At 73.2% G+C, this 18,482-nt stretch carries 18 protein-coding genes; 5 read left to right on the top strand and 13 right to left on the bottom strand.

Annotated elements, in window-relative coordinates; all coding sequences use genetic code 11:
* Positions 1-2: 2 nt before the first annotated feature.
* The 3 genes from ACWEOZ_RS23695 to ACWEOZ_RS23685 are packed head-to-tail and all read right to left on the bottom strand — an operon-like array spanning position 3 to position 3,027.
* Positions 3-1,034: a D-alanine--D-alanine ligase family protein gene (locus ACWEOZ_RS23695; RefSeq protein WP_451912860.1), complete on the bottom strand. Its 1,032-nt coding sequence runs from the start codon at positions 1,032-1,034 to the stop codon at positions 3-5.
* Positions 1,031-2,167 carry an alanine racemase gene (gene alr / locus ACWEOZ_RS23690; protein ID WP_451912859.1) on the bottom strand — a complete coding sequence of 379 codons (1,137 nt, stop codon included), beginning with the start codon at positions 2,165-2,167 and terminating at the stop codon, positions 1,031-1,033. Before alr ends, ACWEOZ_RS23695 begins: the two co-directional genes overlap by 4 nt.
* The gene (locus ACWEOZ_RS23685; protein ID WP_451912858.1) at positions 2,164-3,027 is read right to left on the bottom strand and encodes a S1 family peptidase; all 864 of its coding nucleotides are present in this window, start codon (positions 3,025-3,027) and stop codon (positions 2,164-2,166) included. The genes alr and ACWEOZ_RS23685 overlap by 4 nt, the downstream gene beginning before the upstream one ends.
* A gap of 114 nt (positions 3,028-3,141) precedes the next feature.
* On the opposite strand from ACWEOZ_RS23685, the gene ACWEOZ_RS23680 reads away from it, so the two are divergent.
* Both ACWEOZ_RS23680 and ACWEOZ_RS23675 read left to right on the top strand, forming a co-directional pair.
* Positions 3,142-3,801: a response regulator transcription factor gene (locus tag ACWEOZ_RS23680; RefSeq protein WP_451912857.1), complete on the top strand. Its 660-nt coding sequence runs from the start codon at positions 3,142-3,144 to the stop codon at positions 3,799-3,801.
* The gene (locus ACWEOZ_RS23675) at positions 3,798-4,874 is read left to right on the top strand and encodes a sensor histidine kinase (protein WP_451912856.1); all 1,077 of its coding nucleotides are present in this window, start codon (positions 3,798-3,800) and stop codon (positions 4,872-4,874) included. The genes ACWEOZ_RS23680 and ACWEOZ_RS23675 overlap by 4 nt, the downstream gene beginning before the upstream one ends.
* Positions 4,875-4,901: 27 nt before the next feature.
* Here the strand turns inward: ACWEOZ_RS23675 and ACWEOZ_RS23670 are convergent, their stop codons facing one another.
* The 9 genes from ACWEOZ_RS23670 to hrcA all read right to left on the bottom strand — a co-directional run bounded on the left by ACWEOZ_RS23670 (position 4,902) and on the right by hrcA (position 14,565).
* On the bottom strand, positions 4,902-6,650 hold the full coding sequence (locus ACWEOZ_RS23670) for an ABC transporter ATP-binding protein (RefSeq protein ID WP_451912855.1): 1,749 nt from the start codon (positions 6,648-6,650) through the stop codon (positions 4,902-4,904).
* Complete coding sequence (locus tag ACWEOZ_RS23665) at positions 6,647-8,332, bottom strand: ABC transporter ATP-binding protein (RefSeq protein ID WP_451912854.1); 1,686 nt, start codon at positions 8,330-8,332, stop codon at positions 6,647-6,649. Before ACWEOZ_RS23665 ends, ACWEOZ_RS23670 begins: the two co-directional genes overlap by 4 nt.
* A complete protein-coding gene (locus tag ACWEOZ_RS23660; protein ID WP_212989933.1) occupies positions 8,329-8,541 on the bottom strand; it encodes an MbtH family protein in 213 nt (70 codons plus the stop codon). Before ACWEOZ_RS23660 ends, ACWEOZ_RS23665 begins: the two co-directional genes overlap by 4 nt.
* Positions 8,542-8,578: 37 nt before the next feature.
* Positions 8,579-9,373, bottom strand: a complete 795-nt coding sequence (locus ACWEOZ_RS23655) for an ABC transporter ATP-binding protein (protein WP_451912853.1) — start codon at positions 9,371-9,373, stop codon at positions 8,579-8,581.
* On the bottom strand, positions 9,374-10,426 hold the full coding sequence (locus tag ACWEOZ_RS23650) for a FecCD family ABC transporter permease (protein ID WP_451912852.1): 1,053 nt from the start codon (positions 10,424-10,426) through the stop codon (positions 9,374-9,376). It lies immediately after the preceding gene.
* Entirely contained in the window at positions 10,423-11,493 is a 1,071-nt protein-coding gene (locus ACWEOZ_RS23645; protein ID WP_451912851.1) for an iron chelate uptake ABC transporter family permease subunit, read from the bottom strand. Before ACWEOZ_RS23645 ends, ACWEOZ_RS23650 begins: the two co-directional genes overlap by 4 nt.
* 94 nt (positions 11,494-11,587) lie before the next feature.
* Positions 11,588-12,322: a 16S rRNA (uracil(1498)-N(3))-methyltransferase gene (locus ACWEOZ_RS23640; RefSeq protein ID WP_451912850.1), complete on the bottom strand. Its 735-nt coding sequence runs from the start codon at positions 12,320-12,322 to the stop codon at positions 11,588-11,590.
* 31 nt (positions 12,323-12,353) lie between these two features.
* Positions 12,354-13,499, bottom strand: a complete 1,146-nt coding sequence (gene dnaJ / locus ACWEOZ_RS23635; protein WP_203770907.1) for a molecular chaperone DnaJ — start codon at positions 13,497-13,499, stop codon at positions 12,354-12,356.
* Between the two features lie 43 nt (positions 13,500-13,542).
* A complete protein-coding gene (gene hrcA / locus ACWEOZ_RS23630) occupies positions 13,543-14,565 on the bottom strand; it encodes a heat-inducible transcriptional repressor HrcA (RefSeq protein ID WP_360548884.1) in 1,023 nt (340 codons plus the stop codon).
* A gap of 179 nt (positions 14,566-14,744) precedes the next feature.
* Here hrcA and ACWEOZ_RS23625 point away from each other — a divergent pair, with 179 nt between their 5' ends.
* Complete coding sequence (locus tag ACWEOZ_RS23625; protein ID WP_451912849.1) at positions 14,745-15,479, top strand: DUF4870 domain-containing protein; 735 nt, start codon at positions 14,745-14,747, stop codon at positions 15,477-15,479.
* Between the two features lie 40 nt (positions 15,480-15,519).
* Here the strand turns inward: ACWEOZ_RS23625 and hemW are convergent, their stop codons facing one another.
* Positions 15,520-16,731 (bottom strand): radical SAM family heme chaperone HemW, encoded by a 1,212-nt coding sequence (gene hemW / locus ACWEOZ_RS23620; RefSeq protein ID WP_451912848.1) that lies wholly within the window; start codon positions 16,729-16,731, stop codon positions 15,520-15,522.
* Positions 16,732-16,767: 36 nt separating this feature from the next.
* On the opposite strand from hemW, the gene ACWEOZ_RS23615 reads away from it, so the two are divergent.
* Positions 16,768-17,556 carry an enoyl-CoA hydratase-related protein gene (locus ACWEOZ_RS23615; RefSeq protein WP_451912847.1) on the top strand — a complete coding sequence of 263 codons (789 nt, stop codon included), beginning with the start codon at positions 16,768-16,770 and terminating at the stop codon, positions 17,554-17,556.
* A 25-nt stretch (positions 17,557-17,581) separates the two neighbouring features.
* Positions 17,582-18,442, top strand: a complete 861-nt coding sequence (locus tag ACWEOZ_RS23610; protein WP_451912846.1) for a hypothetical protein — start codon at positions 17,582-17,584, stop codon at positions 18,440-18,442.
* The last annotated feature ends 40 nt before the right edge of the window (positions 18,443-18,482 follow it).

The raw sequence follows: 18,482 nt of genomic DNA, 5'->3' as shown, positions 1-18,482 counted from the left end.
GCCTAACCTCTGGCTCTGGTGGTCCGGGGCCGGGTCACGCCGGCGACCAGCAGGTCCAGCAGGGTGGCGAAGGGGATGCCGGCCCGCTGCCAGATCTGCGGGAACTGCGACTCGGCCGTCATCCCCGGGAACGTGTTGACCTCGTTGACCACCGGCTCGCCGGATCCGCCGACCGGCAGCTCGCCAAATTCGCCGGCGGGCAGCTCGCCAGGTTCGCCGGCGGGCAGGAAGAAGTCGACGCGGAGCAGGCCGCGGCAGCCGAGCGCCCGGAAAGCCTGGACAGCGCGTGCCTGCAGCACCTTCGTGGTCGCGGCGTCCAGGGCAGCGGGGATCTCGAACGCGGCGCCGCCGTGGTACTTGGCGTCGTAGTCGAAGAAGGTCCGTTCCGTCACCGTGATCTCCAGCGGCGGGCCGGCCTCGACCCGCCCGTCGGGGTGCTCCAGGACGGCCACGTCGATCTCCCGCCCGATGATCGCCCGCTCGACCAGGACCTTGTCGTCGAAGCCGCGGGCCAGCCGCACGGCGGCCGGAAGGTGGTCCCAGTCGCGGACCTTCGTGACGCCGAGGCTGGAACCGGCCCGCGCCGGCTTGACGAAGACCGGCAGCCCGAGGCGGCGCCGCTCGGCCGGCGGGAGGTCGTCACCGTCGATCGTCACGCTCTCGGCGACGCGCATCCCGTCCGCCGCGAGCAGCTTCTTCGTCACGATCTTGTCCATGCCCGCGGCGCCGGCGAGGACCCCGTTGCCGACGTACGGCACGCCCAGGAACTCCAGCAGGGCCTGGAGCCGGCCGTCCTCGCCGTACGCGCCGTGCAGGGCCGGGAAGACCACGTCCTGATCGCGCATGACCCGCAGCGCCTCGGGCAGAGCCACCAGCCGGCCGCCGACACGCCATCGCCCGTCCTGCTCGATGAGGACCTCGGTGACCTCGTACCGGCCGGGGTCGAGGTGGGCCAGGATGCTCGCCGCCGAGCCGCGGTACACCGCGTGTTCGCCGTTGCGGCCGCCGTAGACCAGTGCCATCCGGGTTCTCACAGTGCTGCTGCCTCTCCGTACCCATAGGTCCGTCTCACCCGGGCGCCGATGCCCGTCAAGATCTCGTGGGGGCTGGTGCCGGCCCAGCGGGCCCAGTCCGCGACCGTCGGCGCGGCGCCGGCGGGGTGGCCCCCGGGGCCGAAGACGGTCACCGGGTCACCGATCGCGACGGGCAGGTCTCCGGCGTCGATCACGCACTGGTCCATGGCGATGCGTCCGACGACCGGGCACCGGCAGCCGTGCAGCCACACCTCGGCCCGGCCCTGCGCCGCGCGGGGCAGGCCGTCCGCGAAGCCGAGCGGGAGCAGGGCGAGGGTCGTCGGGCGGCTGGTGACGTGGTCCGGGCCGTAGGAGACGCCCGTGCCGGAGCCGGCCCGCTTCACGTTGACCACCCGGGTCCGCACCGTCATCGCCGGGCGCAGGCCGGCGGGGCCGGTGCCGAGCGGGTCGATCCCGTAGAGAGCGATGCCGATCCGGCAGAGGTCGTAGCGGGCCGCCGGCGCGGTGAGCGCCGCCGCCGAGTTGGCCAGGTGGGCCAGCGCCGGGTCGAGGCCGGCGGCGCGGGCGAGCCGCAGCGCTTCCTCGAAGGCCGTGACCTGCCGGGCGACGCTCGCCGAGCCCGGCGATTCGGCGTCGGCCAGATGCGACCACACGCCGCGGACCCACAGGCTGCCCTCCCGCTCGTACTTGCGGGCCCAGCCGGTCAGCTCGGGCCAGTCGGGGCCGGCGGCCCCGTTGCGGGAGAGCCCGGTGTCGGCCTTGAGCTGGACCGCCGCCCGGGTGCCGAGCCGGCGCCCGGCCGCGGCCACCGCATGCAGGTGCGGCACGGTGGAGACGCCGAGGTCGACCCCGGCGGCGATCAGCCGGCCGAAGTTCTCGTCCGGGGTGTGCAGCCAGCTCAGGATCGGCGCGGTGAGCCCGGCGGATCTCAACGACAGCGCTTCTGCCGAGGAGGTCACGCCGAGCCAGGCGGCACCCGCGGCGGTCGCGGCGCGCGCGACCGCGACCGCGCCGTGCCCGAAGCCGTCGGCCTTCACCACGGCCATCAGGTCCGTGCCGGCAACCGCCGCCACCGTACGGACATTGGCCGCCACCGCCGCCAGGTCGACGACAGCCTCACCGAGGGAACTCATCGCCGGCGCCACCGCACCGCGAGAACGACCAGCACGACGCCCACCAGCGCGGCGAGAGCACTCAGGCCGTAACCGACGAGGTGGCGGTCGCCCCCGCCGGTCGTCTCGGCTATCCAGCCGGCGAGGTTGTCGGTCCGCGCGCTGAAGTCCGGCCCCGGATGAGGACACCGGGGGCCGCCGCTGACCACGGCCACCAGGACCGCGGTCCCGTCCCGCCGCTGCCGGAAGTACGGTCCGCCGGAGTCGTGCGGGCACGGGCTGGTGTCCGCGCGCGGCGCCTTGCCGGAGGTCTCGATCAGCGAGTCGTTCGTCCGGCCGACGACGAACTGCCCGGTCTGGAGCCGTCGCGCCGGCTCCGAGCCGTCACCGGCGGTCAGGCCGTACCCGGTGAGCCGGACGACCTCGCCCGCCGTGGGCGGCGTGGTGCCGACCGGCAGCGGGGTGATGTCGGTGACCGCCGGGTCGATCTCGGCCAGGGCCACATCGGCGCCTTCGGCCTGGCGTACGGCGACGACCTCGGCCTCGTGCCCCTGGCCACTGCTCAGATCCGCGCGCCCGATCGTGGCGGTGGTGCGGTCGGCCACGGTCCGGCTCACGCGCCGCCCGTCGGCCGTACGGAAGCAGTGCCCCGCCGTGATCACCCAGCGAGGCGCGACGAGAGCGCCGGAGCAGGAGCTGTCCCGGGTGCCGGGGCCGTCGGTGGGCAGTCCGGTCATGGTCAGCAACACCGTGAACGGATAGGCGCCGGCGTCCACGTCCTCTCCGTGCGCGATGGCGGACGCCGGCGCGGCGCTCACCGGTGCGGCGGTCAGCGCCCCGGCCATCAGGACAGCGGTGAGACATCGACGGACAGATCTCATGGGATGCCATGCTGCGGACGCGCCCGTCCGGAGGACGTCAGGACGGTCCTTATGAAATCTTTATCCCCGCTGTGCCAGCCTGGCGGGCGGTCACGGACGGCAGGAGGCGCGGCGTTGCGGGTGCTGGTGGCGGACGACGAGCGGGTGCTCGCCGACATGGTGGCCGAAGGGCTGCGCCGGCTGTCCATGGCTGTCGACGTGGTCTACGACGGCGTCACCGCCTGGGAGAAGCTCGGCGTCAACCGCTACGACGTGGCCGTCCTGGACCGGGACATGCCCGGCAGCACCGGCGACGAGGTGTGCCGGCGGATCGCCGGGGCCGGGCTGGGCACGCGCGTGCTGCTGCTGACCGCGGCCGCCGGGATCCGCGACCGGGTCGAGGGCCTCGGGCTGGGCGCCGACGACTACCTGACCAAGCCGTTCGCGTTCGCCGAGCTGGTCGCACGGCTGCAGGCCCTGTCCCGGCGCTCGGCCCCGGCGCTGCCCCCGGTGCTGGAGCAGGCCGGCATCGTGCTGGACGTGACCCGGCACACGGCGGCCCGCGACGGCCTGACCCTGTCGCTCTCGCCGAAGGAGTACGCCGTCCTGCACGTGCTCATGCGCGCGGGCGGTCGCGTGGTCAGCGCCGAGGACCTGCTCGAGCAGGCGTGGGACGAGAACGCCGACCCGTTCACCAACACCGTCCGTACCACGGTCATGACCTTGCGCCGCAAGCTCGGCGACCCGCCGGTGATCCACACGGTGCCCAAGGTCGGCTACCGGCTCGCCCCATGAGGTCGCCCTCCGCGGCCCGCCGCATCCTCCTGGTCTGCGGGATCGCTCTGGTCGCGGCGCAGTTCGCCCCGACGGTCGCCGACCAGGTGCTCACCCTGTCGCGGGAGTTCGGGGTGTCCTGGTGCGGGATGGGCGGACTGCGGGCCCCGGACGCCGACGCCTCGTTCCTCTGCGAGCAGATCTTCCGGCGGCCCAGCGTCGTGACCGGACCCGTCCTGTTCCTGGTCCTCGCCGGCCTGCTGGCCCTGTGTGTCCCGGCGGTCCGGTGGTGCCTGCGCCCGGTCCGGGACCTGGTGCCGGTGATCGCGAACGTCGGCCCGCAGAACCTGGGCCACCGGCTGCGCCCCGGCCCCGGCCGGGACGAAGTGGCGCTGCTCGGCCGCACGATCGACGACATGATGGACCGCATCGCCGTCGGGTACGAGGCCCAGCGCCGGTTCGCCGCCGACGCCTCGCACGAGCTGCGCACCCCGCTCGCGGTGCAGCGGACGCTGATCGAGGTCGGCCTGGCCCGGGCCCGCACCGAGGACCAGCTCGAACTGCTCGCCGCCCAGCTGCTGGAGACCAACGAACGCAACGAGCAGCTGATCGAGGGCCTGCTGGTCCTGGCCGAGAGCGACCGCGGCCTGCTGTCCCGTACCCCGCTGCGGCTCGACCTGATCGCCGCGGAGGTGATCGACGCCCACCGCGCCCGGGCCGCCGAGGCCGGCATCACGATCACCAGCACCTTGCGCCCGCGCCTGGTCCTGGGCGAGCAGGTGCTGCTGGAACGCCTGGTCAGCAACCTGGTCCAGAACGCCGTGAACTACAACCGCCCGGACGGCACCATCGACGTCCAGGTCGGCGACGACCCGGCGCTGATCGTCACCAACACCGGTGACGACGTCCCGGCCGAGGCGGTGCCGGCCCTGTTCGAGCCGTTCCGCCGGCTGTCCGCCACCCGCATCCACCAGGGCGGCGGGGCCGGCCTCGGACTGTCGATCGCCCGCTCGATCACCCGGGCCCACGACGGCGTCATCGCGGCCTCGTCCACCGGCCACGACGGCCTGCGCGTCGAGGTCTCCTTCCCCTAGACCGCCGGTCCCGCCTAGCCCTGCCGTTCAGCGAGGCGCCGGAGCCGAGCTGCGCGTCTCCCAGGCCGACCACAGCTGCGCGTAGCGTCCGCCGGCAGCGACCAGCTCAGCGTGCGGCCCCGACTCCACGATCTCGCCGTGCTCCAGCACGATGACCCGGTCCGCCGACGCCGCCTGGGTGAGCCGGTGCGCCACGATCAGCACCGTCCGGCCCCGCGTCGCTGCCGCGGCGGCTTCCTCCAGCGCCCGGGCTCCCGCGCTTCCCGCCTCGGCCGTCGCCTCGTCCAGCACCGCGACCGCGGGGTCCAGCAGCACCAGCCGGGCCAGCGCGAGCTGTTGCGCCTGCGCGGCGGTCAGCTCGTGGCTGCCGTCACCGACGAGCGTGTCCAAGCCCTCGGGCAACGCAAGCGCCCAGTGCAGGGCGCCCACGGTGTCCAGTGCGGCGGAGACCTCCTCGATGCTGGCCGAAGGGCGGGCCAGCCGCAGGTCCTCGATGAGCGGTCCGGCGAAGACGTGCGTCTCCTGGCTGATGATCGCCACGGTCTCGCCCGGCAGCTCCGCGACCGGCACCCCGCCGACCCGTGCCACCCCTTCGTCGGGGCGCAGCACCCCGGCCGCGATGGAGGCCACCGTGGTCTTGCCGGCCCCGGTCGAGCCGACCAGCGCCACCCGCTCTCCCGGCTCGAGCCGCAGGCTGACCTTTTTCAGCACCGGCGTGCGGCCGTCGTAGCTGAAGCTGACGTCGTCCAGGGTCAGCGCCGCGTCTGCCGGCGGCCGGCCCGCGCCCCGCTGCTCGACCGGCATCGTCTCGACGCCGACCAGCCGGGACAGGCTCGCGCCGGCCGCCTGGATCTCGTCGAAGGTGAACAGCAGTGTGGACACCGGGTTGAACAGCCGGTGGAACAGCAGCGCGGCGGCCGAGGCCTGGCCGACGGTCACCGAGCCGTCGCGGACCAGCCAGAAGCCGACCGTCAGGATCGCCGCCAGGCCGAAGAACTCGGCCCGGTTGACCCGGCCGACGAAGCGGGTGAACAGCGTGAAGACGCCGACGTCGATGTCGCGGGCCTTGGCCGACGCGGCGTCGATGTCCGCCAGGTGCCGCTGCTCCAGCCGGTACGCGTGCACGGTCCGCAACCCCTGCATGCTCTCCACCAGCAGCTGCGACCGCTCGGCGACCGCCTTGCGCTCCGCGGCGTACCGGGGGGCCGAGCGGGGCAGGTACCAGCGCAGCGCGATCACGTAGAACGGCACGGCCACGGCACCGGCCAGGCCCAGCCGCCAGTCGATGCCGGCCATGGCCACCAGGCTCAGCACGCCCAGCAGCAGCGCCGAGATCACGTTCGGCAGCACGTCGGAGACGGCCTTGCCGATCGCGGCGATGTCCGCACCGACCCGGGAGAGCAGGTCGCCGCGCCCGGCCCGGTCCAGCACCAGGGCCGGCAGGCGCAACGCGGTCGCGACGGTGCTCTCGCGCAGGTCGGCGAGCATCCGGGCACCGAGCCGGCCGATCAGGTACGAGGACAGCCCGATCGCACCCCCGCCGATCAGCGCGGCGGTGACGATGACGACGGAGATCGACACGATCGCCCCCGTACCGGCGCCGTCGCGGACCCGGTCGACGAGCATGCCCAGGGCGTACACGGGGACGATCGAGGCCGCGGCCGCGAGCAGGCCGACCAGCAGCGTCCCGGTCACCTCGGCCCGGCGCCCGCGCAGCTCGGCCCCCAGCCAGCCGCGGGTCTGCCGGGTGGTCGCGATGGGCAGGATCTGGGTCATCGCAGCACCAACTGCCGGTAGGTCTCGTCGCTCGCGCCCAGCTCCTCGTGCCCGCCCTCGGCCGTCACCACGCCGTCGCCGAGGACGACGATGCGGTCGGTGGCGGCGAGCAGGGCCGGGCTGCTGGTGATGACGACGGTGGCGAAGCCGGACGCCGGGCCGTGCCGCAGCGCGCGGATGCCCTGCGCGATGGCGTGCTCGGTGACCGCGTCGACGGCGGTGGTCGGGTCGTGCAGCACCAGCACCGGCGGCCGGGCGAGCAGCGCGCGGGCCAGGGCGATCCGCTGGCGCTGGCCGCCGGAGAGGCTGGCGCCGCGTTCGGCGACGAGCGCGTCGAGCCGCTCCGGCTGGGTGTCGAGCACCTCGTCGGCGGCGGCGGCGCTGAGCACGTCGGCCGGGATCTCGCCCTGGGCGTGCACGGCGACGTTGGCGGCGATCGTGCCGGTGAACAGGTCGGTGTGGTGCGGCTCGACAAGCAGCAGCCGGCGCGCGTGGGCGCGGTCGACCTGCTCCAGCGGTGAGCCGCCGAGCAGCACGCGGCCCTGGTAGCCGGCGGGGACGCTGAGCAGCTTGACCAACGCCTCGGCGTCGCCGGGGCGGCGGGCCACCACGCCGACGAACTCCCCCGGCCGCACGTGCAGGTCGAGGCCGTCGAGCGGGCCGTGCCGCACGCCGGACAGGCGCAGGTCGCACGGGTGCTCGGCGGGCCGGTCGGCGCCCTCCGGCAGCACCAGCCCGGCGTCGGTGACCAGGGCGACCCGGTCCGCGGACGCGCGCGCCTCGGCGATCCAGCTCGGCACCACCGCGAGGGTCCCGAACGGCTCGATGAGGAACTGGGCGAGGCCGATCACGGTGATGAACTGTCCGGCCGTGATCCGGCCGGTGAGCGCGAACCAGCCCGCCAGGATGGCGATGCCGCAGGCCAGCAGCGTGCTCAGCACGGTCGAGGCGGCCAGGTAGCCGCCCTGGGTGCGCGACGCGCGCAGCGTCGCCGCCAGCGAGCGGCGGCTGACCGCCCGGTAGTTCCCGGCGGCGGCGTCCTGCGCGCCGATGCCGCGCAGTGGCCGCAGCCCGGTGACCAGGTCGGTGGCCAGCGAGGTGGCCCGGCCGGCCTGCTCCTGCTGGTCGGCGACCCGCCGGGTGATCAGCGGCGAGCTGATCTGCAGCAGCACCAGCACCAGCGGGGTGGCGACCAGGACGACCAGACCCAGCGGTACGGAGATCAGCAGCAGCACCACCGCACTGATCACCGTGGCGACGACGGCACCGACGATCCGCGGCACGTAGTCCAGCAGGTACGACGTGTTGTCGGCGTCGCTCGTGGACACCGTCAGCAGATCCCCGGCCCGCAGGTCGGTACGCACCCCGCGCGGGTGCAGGATCTTGGCCGACACCTCCAGGCGCAGCTGGTGCCCCTCCTCGGCGATGGCGGCCATGAGCTGCCGCGCGCCGAAGCGGTACGCCGTGGTCAGCACCGTGAACTGCACGGCGAGCACACCCACCCAGAGCAGCAGCTGACCGAGGTCGCCCGGCGTGACGGCCCGGTCGATGACCACGCCGATCAGGACCGGGACGAACGTCTCGCAGGCCTGGTGCACCGCGATGAGGCCGGTACCGAGCCACAGCCGCTTGGCGTTCCGAGTGGTGGTGCGACGCAGAATCCGAGCGCCGGCCCTGCTCACTGGGCCATGCTGTCGCGCAGCGACTTGGGGCGCAGGTCGGTCCAGTTGGCGTCCACGTAGTCGATGGCCTGCTGCCGCGGCGCGGGCCCGAAGACGCTGCGCCAGCCCGACGGGATCTCCTTGAAGGACGGCCAGAGCGAGTGCTGCTCCTCGTCGTTCACGAGGACGTGGAAGGTGCCGTTCTCGTCGTCGAACGGGTTGCTGGACACGACGTCTCCCCACAGGTCGGCCGAAAGTAAGGACAGCCTAACCTACGCGCTGGGTCACCTTCGAGCGCGGGATCACCAGCGGCGTACCGGTTTCCGGGTCGTCGATGATCCGGCAGCCCAGCGCGAAGACGTCCTCGACCAGCCCGGCCGTCATGACCTCGCGCGGGTCGCCCTGGGCCACGATCACCCCGGCCTTCATCACCACCAGGTGGTCGGCGTACCGGGCGGCCTGGTTGAGGTCGTGCAGCACCGCGACCATCGTCGTGCCCTGCTCGCGGTTGAGCCGCACGCACAGCTCCAGCAGCTCGATCTGGTGGGCGATGTCCAGGAACGTGGTCGGCTCGTCGAGCAGCACGATCGGCGTCTGCTGGGCCAGCACCATGGCCACCCAGACCCGCTGCCGCTGCCCGCCGGACAGCGTGTCGACGAGCTCACCGGAGAGGTCGGTCACCCCGGTGGCGGCCATCGCGGCGACCACCGCGGCCTCGTCCTCGGCCGTCCACTGCCGGATCAGCTTCTGGTGCGGGAACCGGCCGCGGGCGACCAGCTCGGCGACCGTGATCCCGTCCGGGGCGATCGACGACTGCGGCAGCAAGCCGAGCCGGCGGGCCACCTCCTTGGCCGGCCGCGAGTGGATGTCCCGGCCGTCCAGCAGCACCTCGCCGGCGCTGGGCCGGAGCAGCCGGGCCAGCGCACGGAGCAACGTGGACTTGCCGCAGGCGTTGGGGCCGATGATCGCGGTGAACCGGCTCTCCGGCACCTCGAGGTCGAGGTGCTCGCTGATCGTCCGGCGGTCGTACCCGATGGTGATGTCGCGGGCGGCGATGCTCATTCAGGACCCCTGTCCTCGCGCCTGGCGGACCAGCAGCCAGATGAAGTAGATGCCGCCCACCGAGACGGTCACGACACCGACCGGCAGCTGGGTCGGGGCGAACGCCCGCTGGGCGAGGAAGTCGCTGACCATCAGCAGGAAGGCGCCCATCGCGGCCGAGGGCAGCAGCGCGATGCCGGGCGTGCGGGCGACGCGCTGGGCGAGCTGCGGGGCGGCCAGCGCGACGAAGGAGATCGGACCGGCGGCCGCTGTCGCGACCGCGGTGAGGGCAACCCCGATGACCAGGTACGCGAGCCGGGCCGGTTCCACCCGTACGCCCAGCGCGGCGGCCGCGTCCTCACCCATCTCCAGCAGGGACAGGCGGGGGCCGTACCCGATCAGGAGCAGGCAGAGCACACCGACGGTGACCGCCACCGGGGTGACCTGCGCCCAGCCCAGGCCGTTGAGGCTGCCCTGCCCCCACATCATGGCGGCGAAGGCCGCCTGCAGGTCGACCTTGATGATGAACCACTGGTTGACCGAGGCCAGCATGGCGCTGATCGCGATGCCCACGATGATCAGCCGGAAGCCCTGCACGCCGCGCTTGAAGGCGAACAGGTAGACCGCGACGGCGGTGGCCAGCCCACCGGCCAACGCACCGGCCGCCACCACGTAGTAGCCGTTGCCGATCAGGACGGTCACGATCAGCACCCCGGTGTACGCGCCCGTGCTGAAGCCGATGACGTCCGGGCTGCCCAGCGGGTTGCGGGTCAGCGCCTGGAAGACGGCCCCGGCCAGCCCCAGCGCGGCGCCGATGATCAGCGCCAGCAGCACCCGCGGCAGCCGCCACTCGACGACCACCAGCCGGGCGGCCCGGGTGCCCTCGCCGGACAGCGCCCGCAGCACCTCGGACGGCGTGAGGGTGAACTCACCGGTGCCCAGGGTCAGCACCCCGACGGCCAGCGCGGCCAGCACGAGCACCGCACAGACCAGCGCCGGACGCAGCGGGACCCGGGCGGACGCCTTGCGGTGCGGGCGCAGCACCACGACCTTGCGGCCGAAGTCGACGCTCACAGCCCACTCACCCGGGCCCGGCGGACCCACCAGATGAGCACGGGCGCGCCGATGAAGGCGGTGACCACGCCGACGCGCAACTCCCCCGGGCGCACCACGAGCCGGCCCACGATGTCGGCCAGCAACAGCAGCACCGGACCGCAGACCACGGTGTAGACGAAGATCCAGCGCTGGTCCGGGCCCACGATCCAGCGCACCACGTGCGGCACCATCAGCCCGACGAACCCGATCGGCCCGACCGCGGCGGTCGCCGCGCCGGCCAGGAGCATGACCGAGACGGTGGCCAGGACCCGGGTGCGACCGATCCGGGCGCCGAGGGTACGGGCGAGATCGTCACCGAGCGCCACGGCGTTCAGCGAGCGCGCGACGATCAGCGCGAGCACCGTCCCGGCCAGCACGAACGGCAGGATCGTGGCGGCCACGTCCAGCGGCCGCCCGGCCAGCGAGCCGACATCCCAGAACCGCAGGTAGTCGAAGGCCCGGGGCCGCACGAGCCGGATACCGCCGGAGATGCCGTCCATGACCGCGCCCAGGGCGACCCCGGCCAGGGTCAGCCGGATCGGGGTGGCCCCGCCACGCCCGGTGGACCCGAGCAGGTAGACCAGGGTGAGCGCGAACGCGACCCCGGCGAACCCGAACCACATGTACTGCCTGAGGCTGGTCAGGCCGAGCACCCCGACCGCGAACACCACGAACAGCCCGGCCCCGGCGTTGATGCCGAGGATCTGGGTGTCGGCCAGCGGGTTGCGGGTGACGGCCTGGATGACCGCGCCGGACAGTCCGAAGGCGACGCCGGCCAGCAGCCCGAGGAGCGTGCGGGGCACCCGCAGGTCCCGCACGATCGACTGGTCGTCGGTGTCGGTGAAGTGGAAGAACGCGTCCCAGACGGCGCCCGGGGAGATGGTGCGCGTGCCGAGGGCGATGCTGAGCAGGCCGACCAGGGCCAGCACGCCGAGACAGATCAGCAGGCCGACGGTGCGGCGGGCCTGGGTCGCGGCGAGCCCGGCGGCGGCCGGTGCGGCCTTCGGTCCCGGTCGCGTCGCAGCGGCCGTCCGCGTCAGCACCATGCCGCGAAGCTTAGGCTAACCTTCCTTACCCGTCACCATCCGGTCGTTGCCCGGCCGCGCCGGGCGGGCCTCCACCGCGCGCCTTCCGCTGCGGTCACCAGCGTTCCAGGCGAGCGGAGAGCACCGCGAGCGCGGCCATCCCGGCGGTGGAGGTGCGCAGCACGGACTCCCCGAGCCGCACCGGCTGCGCGCCGGCCGCGACGAACGAGCCCAGCTCCTGATCGCTGATGCCGCCCTCGGGCCCGACGACCAGCACGATCTCACCGGCCTCGGGCAGCTTCGCCCGGCTGAGCCGATCGGTGGCCTCCTCGTGCAGCACAAACGAGGCGGCGGCCGCCGAGAGCAGCCCGGAGACCTTCTTGGTGGAGACGTCAGGGCTGCCCGAGACCACCGGGAGCCACGGACGCCGGGCCTGCTTGGCGGCCTCCCGGGTGGTGGTGACCCACTTCTCCCGGGCTTTGACGCCCCGGTCACCGCGCCACTGGGCGACCGACCGGGAAGCGGCCCACGGCACGATCTCGTCGACGCCGATCTCGGTCATGGCCTGCACCGCCAGCTCACCGCGGTCACCCTTGGCGATGCCCTGCACCACCACCAGCCGCGGATCGGGCGCGGCGGCGAAATCCCGGCCGGTGACCTCGACGTCGATGCTGCCCCGGCCGACCCCGGTCACCTCGGCGGCGGCCGTCCCGCCCCGCCCGTCCCCGAGCAGCAGCGCCTCACCGACCCGGAGCCGCTGCACGGTGGCGGCATGATGCCCCTCCGCGCCGGCGAGCGTGAACCGCTTACCACCGGGCAGGTCGTCAACGAGAAAAAGAGGCGCAGACACCCGCTCACGCTAGCCGAACGCCGCCGGTCCCTCAGTGCCCGTTGAAGGCGTCACGCATGCGGGAGAAGAAACCGCCCTGCTTGCTCAGCTCGGCGATGTCCTCACCCCGGGTCTTGGCGAAGTCGCGCAGCATCCGCTCCTGGTCGGCGGTCAGCTTGGTCGGCGTCTTGACGTCGAGGTGCACGAACAGCTCACCACGGCCCTGCCCGCGCAGGTGCGGCACGCCCTTGCCCCGGATGCGCAAGGTCGAGGCCGGCTGGGTGCCCGGCTTGACCTCGATGTTCTCCTCGCTGTCCAGCGTCTTGATGGTCAGCCGGGTGCCGAGCGCGGCGGCCGTCATCGGCAGCGTCACCCGGCAGTGCAGGTCGTCGCCCTTGCGGGAGTAGACGTCGTGGGGGCGTTCGTGGATCTCCACGTACAGGTCGCCGGCCGTGCCGCCGCCCGGGCCGACCTCGCCCTGCTGGGCCAGGCGGATGCGCATGCCGTCCTCGACGCCGGCCGGGATCTTCACGGTCAGCGAGCGGCGGGTGCGGATCCGGCCGTCGCCGGCGCAGGTCGGGCAGGGCTGCGGGATGACCGTGCCGTGGCCCTGGCAGACCTGGCACGGGCGGGACGAGACGACCTGGCCCAGGAACGTGCGCTGCACGGACTGGACCTCACCGCGGCCGCCACAGGTCTCACAGGTGGCCAGGTGGGTGCCGGGTGCGGTGCCCGCGCCGGAGCACTGGGTGCACAGGACCGCGGTGTCGACCGTGATCGGCGCCTCGACGCCGAACGCCGTCTCGACCAGGTCGAGCTCCAGGCGCAGGATCGCGTCGGCGCCCGGCCGGGTGCGCGGCCGTGGCCCTCGGGAGCCACCGCCGGCGGCCGTGCCGAAGAAGGCGTCCATGATGTCCTGGAACCCGACGAACGGGCCCGCCCCGCCGGGGCCACCCGGTCCGCCCGCGCCGCCGCCGCCCGGAGCCAGCGGGTCACCGCCGAGGTCGACGATCTGCCGCTTCTGGTCGTCCGAGAGCACCTCGTACGCCGCGTTGATGTCCTTGAACTTCTCGTGCGCCTCGGGGTCGGGATTGACGTCCGGGTGGTATTGACGGGCCAGCTTGCGGTAAGCGCGCTTGATCTCGTCGTCGGTGGCTTCCCGGCTGATCCCGAGAATTCCGTAATAGTCCTTGGCCACAGGGGTTCGAGTCCTCATGTCTGCCCAGCGCTGAGCGGTTCCGTCAGTTTTGTGCCAGCAAATCGCCAACGTAGCGTGCCACGGCTCGTACCGTGGCGATGGTGCCGGGGTAATCCATCCGGGTCGGCCCCAGCACGCCGAGCCCACCGACGATGGTCGCGCCCGGGCCGTAGCCCGTGCTGACCACCGAGGCCGCCCGCAGGTTGTCGATCTCGTTCTCGTCGCCGATGCGGACCCGGGTGGTGCTCGGCTCCACCTCACCGATGAGCTTGAGGAGGATGACCTCCTCCTCCAGCGCCTCCAGGACCGGCCGCAGCGAACCCTGGAAGTCCAGCACGCCGCCGCGGGTGAGGTTGGCCGTGCCCGCCAGAGCGAGGCGTTCCTCACTGCGCTCCACCAGAGTCTCCAGCAGGACCGAGGCGACGCAGGCCATCGTGGTGCGCTTCTCCGGGGCGCACTCGTCGACCAGCGTCTGCACCAGCGGCGGGGTGTCGGCCAGCTTCTGCCCGGTGAGCTTGGCGTTGATCACGCGGCGCATGTCGAGCACGTCGTCGCCGGGGGTCGGACCGGGCAGCTCCACCAGGCGCTGCTCGACCCGGCCGGTGTCGGCGATCATCACCAGCATGATCCGGGTGGTGGAGATCGGCACCAGCTCCAGATGGCGCACCGCGGAGCGGGCCAGGCTCGGATACTGCACGACGGCGACCTGGCGGGTGAGCTGCGCGAGCAGGCGCACCGTGCGGTGCACCACGTCGTCGAGGTCGACCGCGCCGACCAGGAAGCGCTCGATGGCCCGGCGCTCGGCCGGGCTCAGGGCCTTGACCCGGGAGAGCCGGTCGACGAAGAGCCGGTAGCCGGCGTCGGTGGGCACCCGGCCGGCACTGGTGTGCGGCTGCCGGATGTAGCCTTCCTCCTCCAGCACGGCCATGTCGTTGCGGACCGTGGCCGGTGAGACGCCCAGCTGATGCCGCTCGACCAGGGCTTTGCTGCCCACCGGCTCCTGAGTGGCGACGTAGTCCTCGACGATGGCGCGGAGTACTTCGAGTTTGCGGTCGTCGAGACTCATGTCGTACCCCTCCACCTCTCAGCTGGCACTCCGCGAAGTCGAGTGCCAGTCTACGTCGCCCGCGCCCGCCGCGCGATGATCAGCCGTGCGGGCCTGGGCCACTTAGCCGACTGTCTATTCTCCGACGTCACCCGGGTGTTGCTCTCGCCACGTTCGACGTGCGGTCCTACCGTGTGCGCATGACTGAACCGCCGCGTCCGCCCGGTGAGGGCAATCCCTCGGATCCCACCGCGCCGCTCAACCCATATCCGGGTAACGATCCGACCCCCGGATCGGCCCCGCCGCCGCCCCCGGCGTACGGCTCCCCGCAGCCGCCGACCTACGGCACCCCGCAGCAGCCGCCGACCTACGGCACCCCACCGCCCACCTCGGGTGCCGGCGGTTACGGCCCGCCGCCCAGCTCGGGCGCGGGTGGCTACGGCCCGCCGCCGAGCTCCGGTGCGGGTGGCTACGGCCCGCCGCCCGGCTCGGGTGCCGGTGGCTACGGCCCGCCGCCCGGCGGCACCCCGTACGGCGCTCCCGGCGCCTACGGCCAGCAGCCCGGTGGTTACCCGCCGGGCGGCTACGCCCCGGGCAACGACGACAAGACCTGGATCCTTGTCGCCCACTTCGGTGGCGCGGCGGGCGCGTTCCTCGGCGGCGGCTGCTCCGGCTGGATCGCCCCGCTGGTGGCGCTGCTGGCCAAGGGCAACCAGTCCCCGGTCGTGCGGGCCGAGGCGGTCAAGGCGCTGAACTTCCAGATCCTCTGGTCGATCATCGCCATCGTCGGCTGGGTGCTGACCTGCATCGTGATCGGCTTCTTCGTCGGTATCGCGGCCTGGGCGATCGCCACGATCTTCGGCATCGTGGCCGGCGTGAAGGCCAACAACAACGAGCCGTACAACTACCCGATGACGGTCTCGCTCATCAAGTAGCGCTTCGATGGCGCCGGGCTCCGGCCCGGCGCCATCGGCGTCACGGCAGCAGGTCGCGGATCACGGCGTCGGCCAGCAGCCGGCCGCGCAGGGTGAGGACCACCCGGCCGGCCTCGTACGCCGCCGGGTCCAGCAGGCCGTCGGCCAGCGCCCCGGCCGCGCCGGTCAGCCCGGTCGCGTCCAGCGCGGTCAGCGGCAGGCCGTCGCGCAGCCGTACGCGCAACATCACGTCCTCGACGTGGCGGTCCGCATCGGTCAGGATCTCCCGGCCCTGCCCGGGCGACAGGCCCGCTTCCACCCGCTTCGCGTACGCGGCCGGGTGCTTGACGTTCCACCAGCGCACCCCGCCGACATGGCTGTGCGCGCCCGGCCCGAGCCCCCACCAGTCCCCACCGGTCCAGTACAAGAGGTTGTGCCGGCAGCGGGCGTCCGGCGTCGTCGCCCAGTTCGACACCTCGTACCAGGAGAAACCCGCCCCGCCCAGCGCCGCCTCCGCGGCCAGGTAGCGGTCCGCGGCCACGTCGTCCTCCGGGTACGGCAGCTCGCCGCGGCGCATCCGGGCCGCCATCCGCGTCCCGTCCTCCACGATCAGCGAGTACGCGCTGACGTGGTCCACCCCGGCGTCGAGCACCGCGGCCAGCGAACGGGCGAAGTCCTCGGGCGTCTCCCCCGGCGTCCCGTAGATCAGGTCCAGGTTGACGTGGTCGAAGCCGGCCTCCCGGGCCTCGATCGCGGCCTGCGGTGCCCGCCCGGCGGTGTGCCGGCGTTCCAGGGTGCGCAGCACGACCGGGGCGGCGGACTGCATGCCCAGTGAGATCCGGGTGTATCCGGCCTTGCGCAGCGCCTGCAGCGACTGCGGGGTCACCGACTCGGGATTGGCCTCGGTGGTGATCTCCGCGTCGGCCGCCAGCCCCCAGGTGCGGTCGATGCCCTCGAGGATCCGGCCCAGGTCGCCCGGGTCGAGCAGGGTCGGCGTGCCGCCGCCGACGAAGACGGTGTCGACGCGCGCGCCGGTGACCGAGGCGGCCAGCTTGAGCTCGGCCAGGACCGCGTCGGCGTAGCCCTCCCGGCTGGCGCCCCCGCCCAGCTCGCTGGCCGTGTACGTGTTGAAGTCGCAGTACCCGCACCGGCTGGCGCAGAAGGGGACGTGGACGTAGACCCCGAAACCGCGTCCGCCGACATCGCGCAGGGCACTGTCGGGCAGCGAGCCGTCACTCGGTACGGGCTCGCCCTCGGGCGCGGGACCAGGCATCCGTCAAGTGTGCACGTACACCGTTAGGGTTCCGGCATGGAGTTGGTCCGTACCGTCACCGCAGCCGGGGTGACCACCGTGACGCTGGACAGCCCGGCGAACCGTAATGCGCTCTCCTCGCTGCTCATGAGCGAGTTGCTGGCGGCGCTCGGCGCCGCGCTGACCGACCCGGCGGTCCGGGCGGTGGTGATCTCGCACACCGGCCCGGTCTTCTGCTCGGGGGCCGACCTGAAGGAGACCGCCGAGGCCCGCGAGACCGGCCGGATCCCGGCCGAGCTGCTGGCCGACGTGCTCGCCGCGATCTGGGAGTTCCCGAAGCCGGTGCTGGCCCGGATCGCCGGTCCGGCCCGCGCGGGCGGACTGGGCCTGATCGCTGCGGCGGACATCGCGGTGTGCGCCCGGACGGCGACGTTCGCGTTCTCCGAGGTACGGCTGGGCGTGATCCCGGCAGTGATCAGCGCCACCGTGCTGCCCCGGCTGGCGCCCCGGGCCGCGGCCGAGCTCTATCTCACCGGCGACGTCTTCGACGGGACGCGCGCGGCCGAGATCGGGCTGGTCACGGCGGCTGTCGAGGCGGAGGAGCTGGACGCGGCCGTCACCGCGTACACGCAGTCTCTGGTCCGGGGTGGCCCGCTGGCCCTGGCCGGCACCAAGCAGTTGCTGCGCCGCCGGCCGGCCGAGACCGTGCGCGCCGACCTGGCCGAGCTGTCGGAGCGCTCGGCCGGCTATTTCCGATCGGCCGAGGGCCGCGAGGGCGTCGCGGCCTTCCGCGAGAAGCGCCCGGCCTCCTGGGTGCCGGCGACGCAGGAGACGGGCACTCGTTGATTACCCTTGTCCCCCGACGGAGGGAGTGTGCGTGCGGAGAAAGCCAGTAGTCGTGGTCGTTCTGCTCGCGCTCCTCGGCGCCCTCGGCGTGGTCGTGGCCGTCAACTCCGTCGGCGGCAAGATCAAGCTGCCGCAGCTCGGCCCGGAATGCATCGTCCGGGCCGACGGCGAGGTCGCGCTGGACCTCGTGCAGATGGCCAACGCGGCCACGATCACCGCGGTCGGCCTGCGGCGCAAGATGCCCGAGCGGGCCGTGATCATCGCGCTGGCGACCGCGTTCCAGGAGTCCAAGCTGGAGAATCTCGACACCGGCGACCGCGACTCGGTCGGGCTGTTCCAGCAGCGTCCCAGCCAGGGCTGGGGCACGCCGGAGAAGATCCAGGACCCGAGGTACGCGGCGGGCAAGTTCTACTCGGCCCTCAAGAAGGTCAAGGGCTGGCAGAAGATGCGGATCACCGACGCGGCGCAGAAGGTGCAGCGGTCGGCCTACCCGAACGCGTACGAGAAGTGGGCCGACGAGTCCACCGTGCTCGCCAAGGCCCTGACCGGCCGGGCCACCGGTGCGGTCGAGTGCACGGTGAGCGGCGAGCCAGCCCTGCGCGGAGCCACCGCCGCGGCTGCGCTGGCCGAGGGCATGCGCCTCGACTGGGGCAAGGGCCTCAACACCATCGAGGCGACCCAGAGCGGCGGCCTGACCGTCGCGGTCAAGGACGTCAACGCCGGCTGGCGGTACGCCCACTGGCTCGTCTCGCACGCCAGCAGCACCGGCGTGGAACGCGTCCGCTTCGCCGACCGGGAGTGGAGCGCACCCGAGGGTAAGTGGCAGCCCGTAACCGGCGGCCAGGGCGCGGGCAACGACACCGTGATCGCCGAGGTCTTCAGCTAGGCGATCAGCCTTCATATTCACGTTTATTCATGCCCCGGAG

This window comes from Actinoplanes sp. NPDC004185 (assembly GCF_053603475.1).
Note: the sequence above shows the minus strand (reverse complement) of the source record. Positions and strands in the feature narration are given on the sequence as shown.

Coding starts and splice junctions, on each gene's coding strand:
- alr (WP_451912859.1), bottom strand. CDS start 2,167: ATGAGTTCCCTCGGTGAGGCTGTCGTCGACCTGGCGGCGGTGGCGGCC.
- ACWEOZ_RS23685 (WP_451912858.1), bottom strand. CDS start 3,027: ATGAGATCTGTCCGTCGATGTCTCACCGCTGTCCTGATGGCCGGGGCG.
- ACWEOZ_RS23675 (WP_451912856.1), top strand. CDS start 3,798: ATGAGGTCGCCCTCCGCGGCCCGCCGCATCCTCCTGGTCTGCGGGATC.
- ACWEOZ_RS23670 (WP_451912855.1), bottom strand. CDS start 6,650: ATGACCCAGATCCTGCCCATCGCGACCACCCGGCAGACCCGCGGCTGG.
- ACWEOZ_RS23655 (WP_451912853.1), bottom strand. CDS start 9,373: ATGAGCATCGCCGCCCGCGACATCACCATCGGGTACGACCGCCGGACG.
- ACWEOZ_RS23645 (WP_451912851.1), bottom strand. CDS start 11,493: ATGGTGCTGACGCGGACGGCCGCTGCGACGCGACCGGGACCGAAGGCC.
- hrcA (WP_360548884.1), bottom strand. CDS start 14,565: ATGAGTCTCGACGACCGCAAACTCGAAGTACTCCGCGCCATCGTCGAG.
- ACWEOZ_RS23625 (WP_451912849.1), top strand. CDS start 14,745: ATGACTGAACCGCCGCGTCCGCCCGGTGAGGGCAATCCCTCGGATCCC.
- hemW (WP_451912848.1), bottom strand. CDS start 16,731: ATGCCTGGTCCCGCGCCCGAGGGCGAGCCCGTACCGAGTGACGGCTCG.
- ACWEOZ_RS23615 (WP_451912847.1), top strand. CDS start 16,768: ATGGAGTTGGTCCGTACCGTCACCGCAGCCGGGGTGACCACCGTGACG.